At 59.9% G+C, this 17,028-nt stretch carries 9 protein-coding genes, 1 tRNA gene and 2 rRNA genes (1 of these 12 cut by a window edge); 4 read left to right on the top strand and 8 right to left on the bottom strand.

What is annotated here, in order from left to right:
- The first annotated feature begins 14 nt into the window (after nt 1-14).
- On the top strand, nt 15-944 hold the full coding sequence (locus tag EP837_RS15395; protein ID WP_066530551.1) for a Gfo/Idh/MocA family protein: 930 nt from the start codon (nt 15-17) through the stop codon (nt 942-944).
- A 759-nt stretch (nt 945-1,703) separates the two neighbouring features.
- Here EP837_RS15395 and EP837_RS15405 read toward each other — a convergent pair.
- Entirely contained in the window at nt 1,704-2,150 is a 447-nt protein-coding gene (locus tag EP837_RS15405; protein WP_066530557.1) for a ferritin-like domain-containing protein, read from the bottom strand.
- Between the two features lie 478 nt (nt 2,151-2,628).
- Nucleotides 2,629-5,115 (bottom strand): autotransporter domain-containing protein, encoded by a 2,487-nt coding sequence (locus tag EP837_RS15415; RefSeq protein ID WP_197486406.1) that lies wholly within the window; start codon nt 5,113-5,115, stop codon nt 2,629-2,631.
- A 608-nt stretch (nt 5,116-5,723) separates the two neighbouring features.
- Between EP837_RS15415 and EP837_RS15420 the strand changes: the two genes are divergently transcribed.
- Nucleotides 5,724-7,799, top strand: a complete 2,076-nt coding sequence (locus EP837_RS15420) for a glycoside hydrolase family 65 protein (protein ID WP_066530568.1) — start codon at nt 5,724-5,726, stop codon at nt 7,797-7,799.
- 66 nt (nt 7,800-7,865) lie between these two features.
- Here EP837_RS15420 and EP837_RS15425 read toward each other — a convergent pair whose 3' ends face one another.
- The 3 genes from EP837_RS15425 to EP837_RS15435 form a co-directional block, all read right to left on the bottom strand.
- Nucleotides 7,866-8,390 (bottom strand): glycine cleavage system protein R, encoded by a 525-nt coding sequence (locus tag EP837_RS15425; RefSeq protein WP_066530571.1) that lies wholly within the window; start codon nt 8,388-8,390, stop codon nt 7,866-7,868.
- Between the two features lie 335 nt (nt 8,391-8,725).
- Nucleotides 8,726-11,146: an autotransporter outer membrane beta-barrel domain-containing protein gene (locus EP837_RS15430; RefSeq protein ID WP_066530574.1), complete on the bottom strand. Its 2,421-nt coding sequence runs from the start codon at nt 11,144-11,146 to the stop codon at nt 8,726-8,728.
- Nucleotides 11,143-13,518 carry a hypothetical protein gene (locus EP837_RS15435; protein WP_066530577.1) on the bottom strand — a complete coding sequence of 792 codons (2,376 nt, stop codon included), beginning with the start codon at nt 13,516-13,518 and terminating at the stop codon, nt 11,143-11,145. The genes EP837_RS15430 and EP837_RS15435 overlap by 4 nt, the downstream gene beginning before the upstream one ends.
- Before the next feature lie 204 nt (nt 13,519-13,722).
- Here EP837_RS15435 and EP837_RS15440 point away from each other — a divergent pair, with 204 nt between their 5' ends.
- Nucleotides 13,723-14,817, top strand: coding sequence for a helix-turn-helix transcriptional regulator (locus EP837_RS15440; protein ID WP_066530580.1), 1,095 nt, complete (start codon nt 13,723-13,725; stop codon nt 14,815-14,817).
- Nucleotides 14,818-15,443: 626 nt separating this feature from the next.
- A complete protein-coding gene (locus EP837_RS22085; RefSeq protein WP_197486412.1) occupies nt 15,444-15,974 on the top strand; it encodes a transposase in 531 nt (176 codons plus the stop codon).
- Here EP837_RS22085 and EP837_RS15450 read toward each other — a convergent pair.
- From EP837_RS15450 to EP837_RS15460, 3 genes are all read right to left on the bottom strand, one after another.
- Nucleotides 15,931-16,007, bottom strand: a tRNA-Met gene (locus EP837_RS15450). The genes EP837_RS22085 and EP837_RS15450 overlap by 44 nt on opposite strands.
- Before the next feature lie 111 nt (nt 16,008-16,118).
- A 5S ribosomal RNA gene (gene rrf / locus EP837_RS15455) occupies nt 16,119-16,233 on the bottom strand.
- A gap of 181 nt (nt 16,234-16,414) precedes the next feature.
- Nucleotides 16,415-17,028: ribosomal RNA gene (locus tag EP837_RS15460) — 23S ribosomal RNA — on the bottom strand (it continues 2,181 nt past the right edge of the window).

Consider the following 17,028-nt stretch of genomic DNA (forward strand, 5'->3'; position numbering starts at 1 on the left):
AAGGTGCGCGCGCTATGACAGGGACGATCAAGGCGGGCCTCGTGGGCCTGGGCAAAATCGCGCGCGATCAGCACCTGCCCGCGATCCGCAAGACCAACGGCATAGAGCTTGTCGCGGTCGCCAGCCGCAACGCGCAGGGCGAAGGGCTGAACAATTACGGCGCGCTGACCGATATGCTGGCCGGGGAGCCTGATCTGGACGCCGTCATCCTATGCCAGCCGCCGCAAGTTCGCTACGAGGCGGCGAGGCAGGCGTTGCTGGCGGGCAAGCATGTCTTTTTGGAAAAGCCGCCGGGCGCGACCGTGTCCGAGGTGGAAGCGCTGATTGACATTGCCGAGCGGCAAGGCGTGACGCTCTACGCCAGCTGGCACAGCCGCTATGCCGCCGCCGTGGGGTTGGCCAAGAGCTGGCTGGCGTCCCGCTCCCCCAAACATGTTTCGATCCAGTGGCGTGAGGATGTGCGGCACTGGCACCCTGGCCAGCCCTGGATTTGGGAAGCGGGCGGGTTCGGCGTGTTCGACCCCGGCATCAACGCCCTGTCCATCCTGACCGAGATCGTGAGCGAGCCCATCGCCCTTCTTTCGGCCAACCTGGAAGTGCCCGCAAATAAGCAGGCTCCGATCGGTGCCGAATTGAAGATGGTCGCCGCTTCGGGAGCCCCGATTGAGGCAGTGTTTGATTGGCGGCAAACGGGGCCGCAGACCTGGGACATCGCGATCGAGACGGATGGCGGCAGCCTGCTTCTATCCGAAGGCGGCAACATGCTGCGGCTGGACGGCGAAGTGCAGGTAAAAGCGCCGGACGAGGAATATCCGGCCATGTATCGGCGCTTCGTCAGGCTGATCGAGAACAAGGCCATCGATGTCGATATCGCCCCGCTGCGGCTGGTGGCCGACGCCTTCCTCTGCGGTGAGCATCGAACCACGGCGGCTTTCGAGGACTGAAGTAGAAGGGGCGTGATCGGGTTTCGCCGACTTTATGCGCGAAACAGGTGCTCCCTATTGTGTCCGGAAGGGATCAGCGGTGCGACCGCAAATTCCATGAGCGGGGCGCGACTGTGCGGCTACCTTCCCGGCACAGATGTTAAATGATCACCCTTCTTCTGTGGTCAAACTACTGGCCGTAGATCGTCCGGCAGCTCATCCGCATAGTGGTTGCAGCGTTCAATGCGCGGCGATGCGCTCCAGGTGCTGAATTTTTCGAGTGGAAGCGCCGTCCCGCAGAAACCGCATTCCGCAGTCATGCGGCCAATGATCCAATGCTGCCGTCCGCAGCCTGCACAATGGTTTTCCTCGTCATCCCGATATAGCGGGATATATGCTAATCGGAACTCCGTGCCGGCTCCGTTGAAGGCTGCTGTGCGCATTGGCTCACCTCAAGATCACTTGACATACAGAACCAACGACTAATGTCTTCAAAGAGTTTCATTAACCGATTGTAATGTCAGGCTTCTAGGTACCGATAAAGCGCGTGGTGAGCGTTGCACATTTCCATTTCTAACGCGGAGCGTGGATACATTTTAGAACGTACTGCAGCCCCTAATGATCACGGCTACACTGACCGCCCACTCAGCTGAGCGCTTACGATAACTGCCGGGCGCAAGCTCAACAGCCCATCTCACTGGAGTTACACGATGATAGGCTTATGCTGGCAACCCCTCCCGCGGAATGAGCGGGCCGCTATAATCGCGCGGCCCGAACCCATTAATCAATACTGTGCTTCAAAGCACTCGCGCGATCATGCCCAGCTTTCACCGACTGATACGCCTTTTCGACAGCGTCGCGAGCGGAAGGGTCAAGATCAGCGTCTCGAAGTGCAGTTTCATACTTGGCCTTGATATAGTCCTCACCGCGCTCGACTTCCTGAATGACTGCCTTGTCGTCGCTTCCGGTAAAGGCCTTCTTCAAATCCATGAATGTGCGATGAGCGGCGGCCAAGAAGCTGCTGTCGTCCTCGGGATTGCCACCTAACCGTCGGACTTCCGATTGGAGGGCGCTCGCAACTTCGCTGCGTTCACGAGCGAACTGCGAAAACAGCGCGGAAAACTGCGTGTTCTCTGCGTCTTCGGCAGCGTCCTTAAACCCCTTCATGCTATCCAGCGTGGTCTTGACGAGGCTGTTCAGGGTACTGATCGTGCTTTCAGTTCTCATGGTCTGCTCCTGCCAGTGGAGCCAACCTAACGACCCGTCTGACAGAAAGGTCCACAGAGATCATTGTTCGGATTGCGCGGGACTGAGCCCTAGAGACATGGGGTTCAGAAGGGAGCTGGCCTCTAACTATCGAGATCGAGCGATATTAGAAACGCGGTTACGCTCGATCGCATCCGCATGGCAGATCCGCGCGCCCGAGCATTCTATGGGCAAATATGATGATCTGGAGGTGGCGCTGATTTCGAGCCGGCGCCGGGGCTTGCCGATGGCGCGATCTTTACGCGGACCTGGCAGGCCTCATCGTTGCGGTCGACGAAGCGGCGAGGAACGAAAGAGCGCCGTCATTCTGGCGATCGATGAACGGCAATATGCGTCGGAGGAGCAACTGGCGGCCCTCATCAGCGCGCTGCACAGGGCCAATCAAAAGCAGCTTCCAATGACAAGTGCCGCGGCCTGATCGACCGCGGCAGCCGTGCATTCAGAAGCGGATGCGCAATCCGGCCCGCCCGCCAGCACCTTCAAGGCTGTTGGAGCCGCTGCCGTTGCTGAAAGTGCGCGCATAATTGGCCTCTAGGAAGCCAGAAATGCCGCTCGTCTGGCCAATGGTGACGCCCAGGACAGCTTCACCATAATCCCTCATGCGGTCATTGGTGAACGCCACCGTCTGCACGCCGTTGCTGAAGCTCACTTCGTCCCGTCCCTTGAATTCGTGGACATAGTTAGCCCCTATATAGGGTGCCAGAACGGCCGTGTCCCCAATGTGGACCTGTCCGCCGACACGCCCACCCACGCGGCCTCGAAGGCCATCATCCTCGTTGAAGTCCGCAGTAGTGCCAAGGACCGAGAAGCTGTCGAGATTCGACCGCGTGTAGGACAGGCTTGCGGCAGGCTCGATAAAGAAGGAGTCGCTGCCGAACCGCAGGCCGACTTCCCCGCGGACGCCATAGACGGAGCCATTGAACTTCTGCCTGAAGCCGCCGGTCGGGCTGCTGGCATTGGCCCAATAGTGATCATATTTGCCCAGGACGTTCGCAAAGATATTGCCCGAGGTGAAGCTGCCATAGACGCCGGCATTGACCGCGTTGAAGTTGATCCTGTCTGGCGAACCGGCAAAGTTCTGCGAGGAATTGATGTAACCGCCCGTCACACCCAGGGCAAAGCCGCCCTTTTCACCAACGCCACCGCCGAAGTCGAAGCCGGCCTGTCCGCCGTAATAATCCTGCTTATAGCCGGTGTTGATGACCCGGCTCTGACCAAAGCTGGACACTGTCCGGCGGCCGCTACGATCTTCGACCGAACCGTGCATCTGGAGCCAGAACTTGCCGGAGGTCGCGGCATCGCCATGGGCCCATAGTGAATCCCGGCGCGACCGCAGTTGCGCTGTGACCACGTCCGCGGACTTCATCCACAGGCTGCGGGCGCCATCCACATAATTGAGCGTGCGGAAGGCTGCGTCGCTTGGTCCACCCGTGACACTGTAAGACAGGGTCGCCGGGTCATAGGCGACTTCATATCGAACGAGGCCAGCATTCTGGAAGCCCCCGTTGAACTGAAAAGCCGATGCGGCGGATGGAGCACCAGCCTGAACGATGACGGCGCCCGACGTAAAGATGGGTGCGGTCAGGGAGGGCGCGTTAAGCAGAACCGTGGTAGTCCCCGTAGCAGCGCCACCCAGGATCAGACGATCGCTGCCGCCAGCACTTACATCGACACCCAACTGGCTTGCACCCGTCCCCGAGAAGGTGCCCGGAAGCGTGAGGCTGTCGCCCACTACGCCGTTGCGCAAATCGACCAGGCCTGCGTTGGAAAAGCTCTCCAGACCCGCGAATGTCGGTGCACCCGCCACCGTTGCGCCCGTGCCAAGGCTGACCAAGCCAGTGTTCACGAAGGCGTCAGTGCCCGCCCCAAAATCGGGGTTGGGGCCAACGACGAACGCGCCGCTATTATTCACCGTGTCGTTGCCCGCAGTCAAAACAATGTCGCTGGACAAGGAGCCGCTGTTGTTGATCGTTGCCGGCCCGCCGAGCGCCTGGACCGCCAAACCGTTGGGATTGGAACCGATCGTGCCGGAATTGGACAGGGTGCTACCATTGACCGACGTTAGCGTGATGAGGTTGCCGTCAGCCGCCGACAGGCGACCATTCGGGCCCACAGTGACCGTCGCCCGATTTCCGCCCGTGACCGCCACGGCGTCAGCGCCGAGGCCGGAAGCCGAAACCAGGCCATTCACCGTGGCGCTGGCGTTGTTGCTGGCCGTCACCGCAACCGCGCGCGAAGTATCGCCGCTGGCCGCGACATTATTTACGACTGCACTGGCATCGCCCGCCGTCCCCGTGACGGAGATGGCATCGGCGACTCCGCCCAAGGATGCACGACCTGCCGTCGTCACCGTGCCGGTGGAAATCACCGTCGCGTTGGCGCCCTGCGCTAGAATGGCGCTGCGGCTCGTCGCCGTGTCCGCGGGCAGCGCAGCGACGGTGCTGACATTGTTTGCGGTGACGAATGCGTCGCCCGTGCCCGACACTGCCGAAATGCCTGCTCCGCCGCGACCGGTGGAGGTGACGTTGCCGGTCGTTATCACGCTGGCAGTACCGGTGTCCGAAAGTGCGGAGACCGCTGTCGAACCCGCACCGGTCGTGGAGACGGACGCCAACCCAACTTCTGCCGAACCGCCCAGGCTGGAAACCGTCACGCCATTGGAAAGCGCGCCACTGGTCGCGACGGATGCGCCGCTCCCGTCGATTGCCAGATCACCCGCGCCCACAATCTGAATGCCAGGTGTTGCGGCTGTGGCTGTCTGGATGGAAGCGCCCGCGGGCAGGACAACCGTCAAGCCGGCCGTGGGAAGATAGGTGATGCCGGCGGGATAGGGGTTGCCGGACGCAGGACAGGAAACCAGACCGCCTGCCGCAGGCAGCGCGCCGCATTCATTCTGCGCCACCGCAGCGCTAGGCAGGGCCAGCATCAAAATTCCCAGCGAACCTGCAAGGCCGGTGGCACCCAAAAGTGCGCGCGAAGACATAGCATTCCGACGAGCGGAATGCCCAAAATTTTTCGAATTCATCTGTTAATCCCTTTTTCTCTCCCTGACAGGGAGGCTGTGTCGGAAACGACGATGATAATTGAAAGTTCCCACCTGTCTTCAATAAGATATTTCTTGTGGATTTGATGTTTAATTGTTCCTTGTTTCAGATTTTCATTGGCCCGTCACCTAAACGGACTCCGGCATCGCCCGTTAACATTGATACGGATCAAGAATGGGCCAGATCAGATAGCTGGAGCTAATCGCAAAGTTGTGCGGCGAGGGCGTTGAAAGACGCTGGCAACAGATATGATAACGTTTCTGCAATCATCTATGTAATCAGGTGCGAACGGCCTACTCTGTCTCATCGGCGATCTGGAGCCGCCGCCGATTGGAGTGACGCCATGCTCATTCCGCACTTGGGATGGAAATATCGGCAGCTGAGCGACGATGGGTCGGCACGGAACCGAGCAAAGGGTAATCTGGACGCTCGCGGGAACTAATGAACAGCCGACCGCTTGGTCCGCGTAAACCAGCGGAGCGGATACGGAATGGGTACTGGGCCATTAAGTCCGAACATCGAACACGGCGCACGGCATGGTTCACTGCCAGCCTATGTCGGCAATGGTCTGGTCGGCCTGAGGGTGCGTGAAGTGCCGCTTCTTTCCGGGTCAGCCATCGTCAACGGAACCGTCGGCCTCCATCCTAAAAAGCGGATCGAAGCTGCGGTCGCCATTCCTTATCCGCTTGCCGGAGACATTGGGATCGACGAGGCATGGCTGTCTGAACAGCCTTGGGCCGTGACGAACCTGCAGCAGCGTTATGATTTTGGAACAGCAGAACTGACGAGCAGCTTCGATTTCACGGCGCAGGAGATCACGCTGCATGTGGAGATCGCGACCTTTGCCAGTCGAAGCGAGCCCTCTCTTGTTCTCCAGGAGCTAGTCGTGCGGTCTAGCGCCGATTGCGCGCTCAAGCTGCGCGCATCGGTCGATGCGCGAGATGTTCGAGGCGCCATCGAACGACGAAGGGTGCTGGGCGCGCAGGAGGACAGCACCGCCGACGGCTCTCTGCTATGGGTCACGGAGGGCCGTCTCGGCAGCTGTGGCATAGCCATTCACAGTGAATGCAATGGCGCGGACCCCGTCCGCCACCTGCGACCCGCCGACCGTCACGGCCCGCTGACGACTGAACATCACGTCCCGCTGAGGGCGGAACGTCCGGTACGTTTGCTCCAGATGGCCGCGCTTGTTCCATCTATCGTCCATGGGCGGCCGGATGAAGAGGCGGTCCGCCGCCTGGCGCGTGGCACGAAGCTCGGCTTTGACGCGCTGCGCCAGCGGAACCGCGCCATATGGGAAGATCTGTGGCAGGCCCGGATCGTGGTGAACGGCGCCGACGATCGCCATCAGCGGGTTATCGACGCGGGATTTTTCTACATGAACTGTTCGGCGCATATCGGCTCACCGGCCGCAACTTCCATGTTCGGCCTCGCTCACTGGCACAATTATCATTATTATTATGGCCATGTAATGTGGGACATCGATGCCTTCTGTGTTCCACCACTATTGCTTCTGCAGCCCTCGGCTGCTCACAGCCTGGTTGATTTTCGCGCCAGGCATCTCGACGTAGCCCGACGCTATGCCCAGCAGGACGGGTATGTGGGGATGCGCTTTCCCTGGCAGGCCGCGCCGTTATCCGGGGAAGAAGCGACGCCGGGCGATGGCCCGGGCGCAGCCTATGAAGCGCATATCTCGCTACACGTCGCGCGCGCCTTCGCGCTGCACGCCGCCGCAACGGGTGACAAGAGGTTCCTGCAGGAGTTCGGATGGCCTGCCATATGCGGCGTGATCCGATGGCTCGAGGGTCGGTTGATCCTCACAGACCGCGGCGCCGAACTCAAAGCGGCGACGGGCCCGGCTGAGGTGGAAGAACCGCCGGACAATGATGCTTTCACACTGATGGCCGCACACGACCTGCTCGACCGCGGAATAAGGCTCGGCGAGCATTACGGCTGGGACACCCCCGCGTCCTGGCGCGATTTAAAGCAGTCTCTCTATCTTCCGGAGCGAAGCGATGACGTGATACCCACCCACGAGGGCTTCCATGTCAACGAGCCCAAGGGCGCTACGCCCTCGCCACTCGCCGGCCTGTTCCCGCTGGACTATCCCATGACGGAAAGGCAACGCGCGGCTACGCTTACTTTCTTCCTGGCACGTTGGCGCGATTATATCGGCTCGCCCATGCTTCCGGCTTTCTATCCGACCTGGGCGGCGATGTCGGGAGATCGGGACCTCGCCCTGACGCTGTTCGATGAAGGCTATGGCGATTACCATTTCGGGCGATTTTTCCAGTGCCTCGAATATCGAGCCGATCATCCGGATTCAGAAACGCCGGCAGGCCCATTCATGGCCAATATCGGCGCCATGCTGACCGGTCTGCTCTTCGGCATGACGGGGCTTCGCATGACTGAGGGAGACCCCAGTAGCTGGCCCTGCCGACGGGTATCGCTTCCACAAGGCTGGACCGACATCACGGTCGAACGGTTGTGGATCCGGGGGCGGCCTATGAAACTGATCGCCCGACATGGCGCCGAACGCGCCGAATTGCTCGCGCTGGATATCTAGGCGCGTTTGCACACAGAAACAGCAGGTGGGCAACTGGGTCGAGGGGGGCGATAACAGCCCCAGACGTCAGTTCGACGCGGGTTCGATGTCGAAATCGACCATCACCTCTCCCGATATCTCTTCCAGTGCCTGGCGCACCTTATCGGTAGAGAGAGGAGCGGGGATCAGCAATTTCGCTCTTGCCCGGAACAACGGCACACCCGACCAAGCGCCGCCTTCGACAGCAGTGACAAAGTCTTCGATGTTGATGTCGAGCCCGGCGAGGACCGTGGTCACCTCACGGACAATCCCGGGGCGATCCTGGCCGACGATTTCTATCGTCAAGGGCTCGCCACTGCGCTCGTCTATTTTGGCGGATGCGATGATATCAACCTTGATACCAAATGCATCGATTTTGCGAGCCGCTTGCTCAAGCTCTTCAAGCCGTTCTTCGGGCAGTTCGACCAACACAGATCCGACATATTTTCCGCCAAGCCGCGAAAGATGGCTTTCCAGCCAATTGCCGCCCGCGGCGAATACCGCATCGGCGATCGCCTGAGTAAGGCCCGGCCGGTCACTGCCGACCACGGTCAGAATTATCGTTTGATCCATCCTCCACCCTCACGCTTCATTCTCGCCAGTAAACGCAGATAGTGCACTTTGGTCCTTTTGAAGAGCGCCTTTCCTCAAAGCCGCCAGTCAACACCTGCTGTAAACTCTCCCCTAAACGGCGGCAATGGTTTGGTGGTGGCTGTCATGATGGTATCTCCAGCCATTATGGCGCACACAGGCAGGTTGCCGAAAGCTAGATCAACGCGGGGCCACGAGCCTTCCCGTCGGTTCATCAGCCGTGTCCTCTGAGGTCGAGCAAACAAAATGAAACGGGCTGCCGATCATCTGACCGGCAGCCCGTTTCATAGGTTAAGAGGGCTTATCGGCGCCGTTCATCAGAATGCGAACCGGATCCCCACATTGACATTGTGGCTACGGCCGCCGCCAAATTCACCCTGATATGCGCCATAGAGGCTGAGGCGGGCCGCCAGATCATAGCTGGCGCCCGCTCCGACCGTGGCCATCGTTTCCTTGCGGCCAGCCCCAAGCACTGTGAACCGCTCTGTGTTGCTGACAAAGCCTGCGCGCGCGGCGGACCGTTCGCCTTCGATCTGGTGACGTACACCAAGCAATGCCCAGGGATGGAAGACGGTGCCCTCGCCAAAGGCCCCTTTCAGCTTGACGCCGCCGTCGATGAAGGTCGCGTTGGTCTTGGCTCCATCGACGGTCAGGGCAAAGGCAGCGCTGCCTGTCTCGCTCGTGTTCCCGCGGCGGGTGGAGACATGCGTTACGCCAACTTCAGGTCGGATCGCCCACGCGCCCATAGGGAAGCTGTAGCCGATGGTCCCATCCAGCACCAGGTTGCTCAGCCGGTAGCCGCCAGACAATGCGGTTGCGCCGGGCACGCTGCGCCGCGTGTCAGCCTCGCTCCAGTCATAGGCGACCGTCACCGTTCCATCGAAACCGCCGCTCATGAAGTGCCCGGAAAGGCCCGCGATCAGCCCGTCGGAGTTTGTTCGCGCTCCCTTGCCGATGAGGGTTTGACGACTGTCGATATAGCCGACGAATGCTGCGACAGATCCGCTTGCCGTGCCAAAACCTAGGCCGCCCAAGCCACCGTAGCTGTGGCTCTTTGCTGTGGCTGTGCCCACCGCTCCACGCCCTTTCAGCGTGCGCCAGTCACCCAGACCCTGCGCGAAGCTGAAGAGTCCGGCCGTTTCCCGCGTTGTGACCGCAAGACCCGTCCGCCCGGCCATCGCTATCGCCAGCCCCTGTTCGACGCCAAGCTGCGATGCACTGGCATAGGCTTCCGGCGTCAGTTGCCCGAATGCCGAGGCGTTCGCGGTGCTGCCACTCAGCAGCGTGGGAACGGCATTGACCAACGCTGTGCTGGCAGTGCCAGCGATCAGGAGGTCGTTGACATAGCCGATCGCGGCATCCGTCTGCGTGGTGGTCCCGGTGGGCGTGACGAAGGTGCCGAGCAATTGCAACGTCGCACCATTGTTGCGCAGCACACCAACGATGCCGGGATCACGATTGACGATGTCGAACTCGCCGGTGATGGCGCCACCACCATTGACGACGATCAGATCCCGCGACGCACCGGGGGTGAGCGAACCGGTTAGGTTGACGGTCGTGTTGTCGCCGATCGTCACCGAACCGCCGTTGACCACGATCTGGTCGCTCTGGCCGAGTGGCACGAACTCGAATGTCGTGGTCGTTCCATTAGCGATCGTCAGATTGCCATTGATCGTCATGATGCCGGGCGATGCCCCAGGCGAGAGGGTGCCGCCCGTGCCGATGGTGACATTGCCGCTGACCGTACCTGCCGTACCGAAGGTGCCACCGCTGGAGACATCTACCGATCCGGTCAGGGTTGATCCGGCTTGGCCGATCAGGCGACCACCCGCGACATTGACTTCCTCGACGCTAAGATGACCGGTGAAGCTGTTGACGCCTGCGCTATTGTTGACCTGCTCAAAGCCGGTGAAGCTGGAACCGTCGATCGTCGTCTGCTCAGCATAGGTGCTGCCGGTATTGAACGCCAGAACGTCAGTGCCGCCACCAGCGGTCACCGCGCCGCCAAAGCTGGCGCCAGTACCGATCGTCAGCATGTCGGCGCCCGCGCCAAGATCCACATTGCCGGAGATGGTGCCGCTATTGACCAGGCTGTCGGTGCCACTTCCAGCTAGGACGTTTCCGGTGATGGTTCCGCCCTGGTTGCTGATCATATTCGCACCATTGCCGGTAACGATGTTTCCGGTGATCGAGCCGCCCGCTGTGTTGGTCAACACATTGTCCCCGCCGCCCAGATCGACGTTGCCGACCACTTCGCCGCTATTGGACACGCTGACGCTCTCCGCGCCGCCGTTGATCGCTGTTTCACCTGGGGCAACGACGATGCTGGAGCCTTGGGTGAGATTTAGCTCACCGCCGCTCGAGACATCGACCGTTTGCTGGACGACGACCTGGCCGGTGCCGACGATCTTCTCGATCTCGAAGTTTGCGAACAGCTGTTGCACCGCCGGATCGATTGAGCCGGTGTAGGTCGTGCCGGTGATGTCGAAGGCGAGCGTGTCCTCACCCGCGCCGCCGTTAACCGTGCCGTTCAGCACCGCCGAAGCGAGCAGGTGGGTGAAGCTATCGTCGCCGTCTCCCATCCGGACCGTTCCGGTGATGATGCCTGCATTGACGACAGCGTCATTGCCCTCGCGCATGTAGATGTCGCCGCTGATCTGGCCGGCATTGTCGATGCGATCGTCGCCCGCATTGAGATCGATCGATCCGATGATGACGCCGGTCGCAGTGTTCGTCACATGATCCGTGGAGGCAGGAAGCCGCTATCGTCGTCGAGCTGATCGCCGCTGGTGTGAATTGCTCCCGCCAGATAGCCGTTAGGCTGGCCGATCGCGTTATCGATGATGGGCGTGTTGGGGAAGTAATTGGTTCCAGCGCCACCCTGAATGGTGCCGCTGTTGACGATATTCACCGTCTTGGCCGCCACCGCCAGCGCAACCGTGTGGGCAGCTTCCGTGTTGGCGATCGGGCTGTATACCCACACTGGCTGAGTAGACCCGGGAGGCGAACCGGCTACGACAGCGGTGAGCCCGCCGGCGGCCTGGATCATACCGCCCTCAAGGTTTTGAATATTGACGAGGCCAGCCCCAGAGCTCTCCACGTCCACGCCCAGCGCTGCGATCTGCGACACATAAGCAGTGCCCTGGCCCAAGCCGATCAACTGACCCGGCGTCACGGTTGCGCCGCCGGTCGCCTTGATCGTGCCGCTGTTGACCACGCTAATGGTAGCGTCCGCCGTCGGGATGCCCGGCTCGTCGCCGTCGCCAGCTTCGACTTCCAGCACCAGAGCTGAGCCGCCACGGTCTTGCCCGATGATGCTGCCGCTGTTGGTGAAGGTGATGGATTGGCTTTCGTCCGTTTCCGATTCCACGTCGAACGCGGCAATGCCACCATATATCGGCGGGTTGCCCTGGTTGATGGACAGCTCGGTCCGCGTCAGAGTCCCGCTATTGGTGAAGGTCGCGAGGCGATTTGCGACATTCACCTCGGCAGCACCAGCGATCGTCCCGCTGTTCGTGAACGCGAAGCTTTGGGCAGGAATGTCGATCACATCGACATCGTCCGGACCATCATCTTGCAGAAGGCCAGTCTCGATGACGAGCGCCGTGCCCCCTTCGCGAGCGGAGGCAGCGATCAACCCGTGATTTTCAAACTGCATGTTCTGAGTTGCAGCGCCAGCGTAGAAGCCATCACGAATTTCACCATCGGCGGCGTTGATGAATGTGGCGGTATCGGCATTGAACTCGTCATTGGCATTGGGCAGGACGAGGTCGAGTTCGCCAACCTTCAGCGTTAGTCCGCGCTGGAAATATCCATTGGCATCAAAGCCGGCGATCAAGCCGCTGTTGGTGAAGGAGAAGGCATTTGCCGCGACGTTGGCAGCCAGTCCGCCCACGATGCTACCGCTATTCTCGATCGTTACGCCGGATATTGTAGTCGTCTCCAGCGCTTGCCGGATGCGAACCGCAGCGTTCACGCCATCATCAAACTCGCGTTCAATGTTAGTTGTTGGTGACCGCAGGCCGTTGAACGACATTTCGATCGTTCCGCCGTTCCTGAAGACAAAGTCATCGCCGGCCGACGTGGTGATGAGAGAGCCGATGCCGCCGGTGGCCAGGTTGATCTCGTCATTGTTAACGAAGGAGGCAGTTGCAATGCGGATGTCGCCGTTGACCGTTCCTTCATTGATGAAGCTGGTCAGAGCCTCGCCATAGGTGGGTGTATAGAGCGGGACGGTACCCGCGGGAACGAACTCTCGCTGGAAGGTCGCAAAGCGCTGCTGATAATAGCCGATCGCAGCGGGGACCACAGTCACACCTTGGGGATATAACCCTGCGGTGTTGAGAAGGTCGATCGTGCCATTGTTCACGACATTGCCGTCGCCCATCAGGTTGATCGTCGTTCCCTGGCCGGTGAGGGTCAGCGTCGTCGCGCCGCCACGGACTTCAAAACCCTCAACCTCGAAGGTAGCCGGCAGTGGTCGTACGCCAAGCTCGAGCGTTTGCGTCTGGTTGTAGCTGCGGGTGTAAATGTCGATCCCGCCGCCAGCGGCGAGCGTTCCTGTCACCCCGTCATCCGCGCCGCGCTGGATGAAATTGGCGGTGCTGAATCCGGTGCCGAGCTGAACGTTGCCGTTCAGTATGCCCCCGTCGGAGATGTAGTAATAGAGTGCGCTAGCCAAAGGATTTTGCGGCGCGGACGGGGTGGGCTCAACATAGGAAACATTCCCGTTGATCGTCCCGGCATTGGTCACGTTGAAGCTGAGCAGCGGGATGCCGGTGCGCGCAGGCGAGATGATGGCATTCGCGCCTCCGCCGATCAAGCCACCGCTTGCATTGTTGACCGAAAGCACGACTGCTTGGCCCGCTGTGATGGGCGGGTCGCCTGATATCGTGCCCTTATTGGTTACAACGATCGCGGTACCGAGCGTTCCGTTGATTGGCCCCGTTGAGCCCGTGTTGCTGATAATGCAGAGCGGTCCTGCGTTGCCATCAGGACAAGTGCTGGAAAACTGCTGCGCGAAGACGCTGCTTGCGCCGAGAGCCAGCACGCTGACGCCGATACCCAGCCCAACACGCATAGGCGAACGCTTGGAAATTCGGCCGATCATGAAATCCCCCTGTTGATCGTTGTTGAGGGACCTAATCAATCCAAGCCTTTCCCCGCATCCCCCGATGGGGGTATATGCCAGTCGAATATGTTGTGTTTCCCCGCAGCCTCCCCTAGTCCCGACAAGCCAGTCGCGACTTCAAAGTGGCGCAGTGGCTAACAACAAGTTGATGTTCTGGTCCGGGTCGCTGGGCAGGATAACAGGGTGGACGAAAAAATATTGGCACTCGGCGAGCAGTTCGCCATGGCGGCCATTGATGGGAATGAGTGGCTCAGCGCTTTGCGGGCCATGGCAGAGATGACTGGCAGTTCCCATGGCCAGCTGGTTGGCTTTGTCCCTGGCGAGGTTCCCTTCAATTGGATCAATGATCTGGAGCAAGATCAGATTGCGCGTTTTGTTGAACAAGAGCGTGGCGATCCCAACATCAATGTGCGAGTGCGCGCGTCACTGGCCGATCCTACCTTCGTCATTCGAAGCGAAGCCGATTATCACGCTGTTGGCCGTGGACCGGGTTTCGATCTCTATCGCGAAATGAGCGATGCATATAACATCAGCGACGGGTGTCAGACCAAGTTGATGGCAGGGCGCGATCGGTTCATCGGCCTCTCTGTGCATCGCAGCCGTAAAGACGGCAAGACGGATGCTGATATACGGGCGCTATTCGCCGCGATAGCGCCGCATGTACGCAGTGCCGTGAAAATCCAGATTGCGCTGGAAGACCGCGGTACCGCCGTGCTGAAGGGAGCTCTGGTCCTTGTCGGCCTGCCCATCTTCATTTGTTATGAGACGGGGGACGTAAAGGCTAAAACTCACGAGGCTGAAGCGCTGCTCTCGTCGGGCCGCTTCCGAGCCGTGGACGGGAGGATCGGCCTTCCCCATCGGCGAGACGAGATTGCTTTGCTGCAGGCTCTCGCGCGGCGCCATCTTCAGCCCCTGGGGATCGAGACACTGATAGTTCGCGGCGACGGCAAGCAGATGCCGATGGTTGTCGATATCTGTCGGCTCCCGGCACAGCCCTGGCGCTTCAATTTTGCCTCTGATCTGCTTGTTGTCGTACGCTCCGGCCGCCGATGGCACGAGGCGGCTCCGACGATATTACGCGCAGTGTTTGGTTTGTCCGTCGCCGAAGCGGACATAGCCCTGGCGCTCGCCCGAGGCACAACTCGCGACGATATTGCCGCCGCTCGCAAGAGCAGTGTCCAGACCGTCAAGGCCCAGCTAAAATCGACATTCGCGAAAGTGGGGGTGAGCCGAGAGGTGGAACTCGTCTCGATGCTTGGTGAGATGCTTCGCCTGTGAATGATGACTGTTTCAACATTTCACATTTTCGGCCCTCAGCTACCCTGATCGGGGTATGACATTGAAGAGCAGCGTTGATAGGTGGCTTCCCGCGACCCAGAGGCTCAGGGCCCTCAGGCTGATGAGACCTCTCCTGGCCCGGCTGCCCTCTAGATAGCCGGGCCATTTTTGTGCCGGGAGCGGTCACTTGAAGTTGGGCCAATATTCTGACCCCCCGGTCAGCAGATCGGCGGAGGCGGCGTCCTTGATCGGGTCTCTCGGTAATTCGAACCTTTCGCCGCGCGCCCGCAGGTCGGCCACGAAAATATTCGACAACCAGACGATGTGAGAGGACTCTCCGTAACCATGAAGTTGCCCCAGCTCCGTCAGCTGGAGACCCGCAAAAACCGATGGCGTTTCGGCGGCTATGGTGATTCATTGATCGGGAACGATCATGGAGCGCCGTGGTGGATCCCAAGTCCCTGTTCAGTTTGAGCGGCCATCTTGAAGTCTTGAGCAAGGACGGCGACCCGCTTGAGGTTCTGCAGCAAACTGTACACTTCGAGTATTTCCGCGGGTGGCTGGTTGAAGGGCTGGGCTACAGCGACGGCGCCAAGGGCGGACGACCTCCGTTCAATCCGGTGTTGATGTTCAAGGCGCTGAGCCTGCAGGCGCAGCACAACCTGCCGGATGCGCAGATGGAGTTCATGATCCGGGATGGCCTGAGTTGGCTGCGGTTTCTTGGGCTGTCCCTCGGGGACCGGACGCCAGACGAGAATACAATCCGGCATTTCCGCAACCGTTTGACTGAGACCGGGACACTCAAGCGGGTGATGAAGGCCTTCGGTTCGCAACTCCAGAAGAAGGGCTACATCCCGACGTCCGGTCAGATTGTCGATGCCTCGCTGGTGCCAGCGCGCAAGCAGCGAAATACCGACGGCCGAACGCGAGGCAATCGAGTCGGGCAAGAGCGCAAAGGAGATCTGGCCCCAGGATTGCGAGTTGAAGATCGACGTTCCCGGCTTCCCTGCGAGCTGGCCGGTATCCTGTCAATTGCGGTAGACAGCAAAAAGCCCGCCGGGAAGGCGGGCTTGAAGCGCGTTGCGACCTGTGATGATCCATCGCAGTTATTGTTGGTTGCGGGAGTAGGATTTGAACCTACGACCTTCAGGTTATGAGCCTGACGAGCTACCGGGCTGCTCCATCCCGCGTCACCGATATTTGCTCCTGCCGTTGCGTGGGCTGGAGGCGCAAAAGGGCGGCTTTATGGGCCGCCCTTTTGTGAGATGTGAATGGGTTTTATCCAAAGCGCAAGCTTCAATGCCTGGCGACGCCCTACTCTTCCGGGGCTTGAGCCACAGTACCATCGGCGCAGACTGGTTTCACGGCCGAGTTCGGGATGGGATCGGGTGGGTCACAGACGCTATGGTCACCAAGCAATGAAGCTTGCGCTTTGGGTTTTAATCGGTGCCGTGCACATATGAGCGTTTCACTTGAGAAACGCGTCACCAAGCAATTGGTATTTGAGTATCTGGCTTGAGTGGATCACCACATCGCTGATCTTTGCTGTTGCCAGCACTGTCATTGATGGTGGGACTCTATGGTTCATCTGAACCACTTAAGCGCGATCAGAGCAATTAGGACCGGTTAGCTCCATATGTTACCACACTTCTACATCCGGCCTATCAAGGTCGTGGTCTACGACCGCTCGAAGAAATCTTATCTTGAGGGAGGCTTCCCGCTTAGATGCTTTCAGCGGTTATCCCGTCCATACATAGCTACCCTGCTGCGCCCTTGGCAGGACGACAGGTACACCAGAGGTATGTTCAACCCGGTCCTCTCGTACTAGGGTCAACTCCTCTCAAATTTCGACGCCCACGGCAGATAGGGACCAAACTGTCTCGCGACGTTCTGAACCCAGCTCACGTACCACTTTAATTGGCGAACAGCCAAACCCTTGGGACCTGCTCCAGCCCCAGGATGTGATGAGCCGACATCGAGGTGCCAAACGATTCCGTCGATATGAGCTCTTGGGAATCATCAGCCTGTTATCCCCGGCGTACCTTTTATCCGTTGAGCGATGGCCCTTCCACGAGGGACCACCGGATCACTATGACCGACTTTCGTCTCTGCTCGACTTGTCAGTCTCGCAGTCAGGCGGGCTTATGCCATTGCACTCTAACAGACGGTTTCCAACCGTCCTGAGCCCACCATCGCGCGCCTCCGTTACTC

Origin of the sequence: Sphingobium sp. EP60837, assembly GCF_001658005.1 — a bacterium.
Taxonomy (GTDB): domain Bacteria; phylum Pseudomonadota; class Alphaproteobacteria; order Sphingomonadales; family Sphingomonadaceae; genus Sphingobium; species Sphingobium tyrosinilyticum.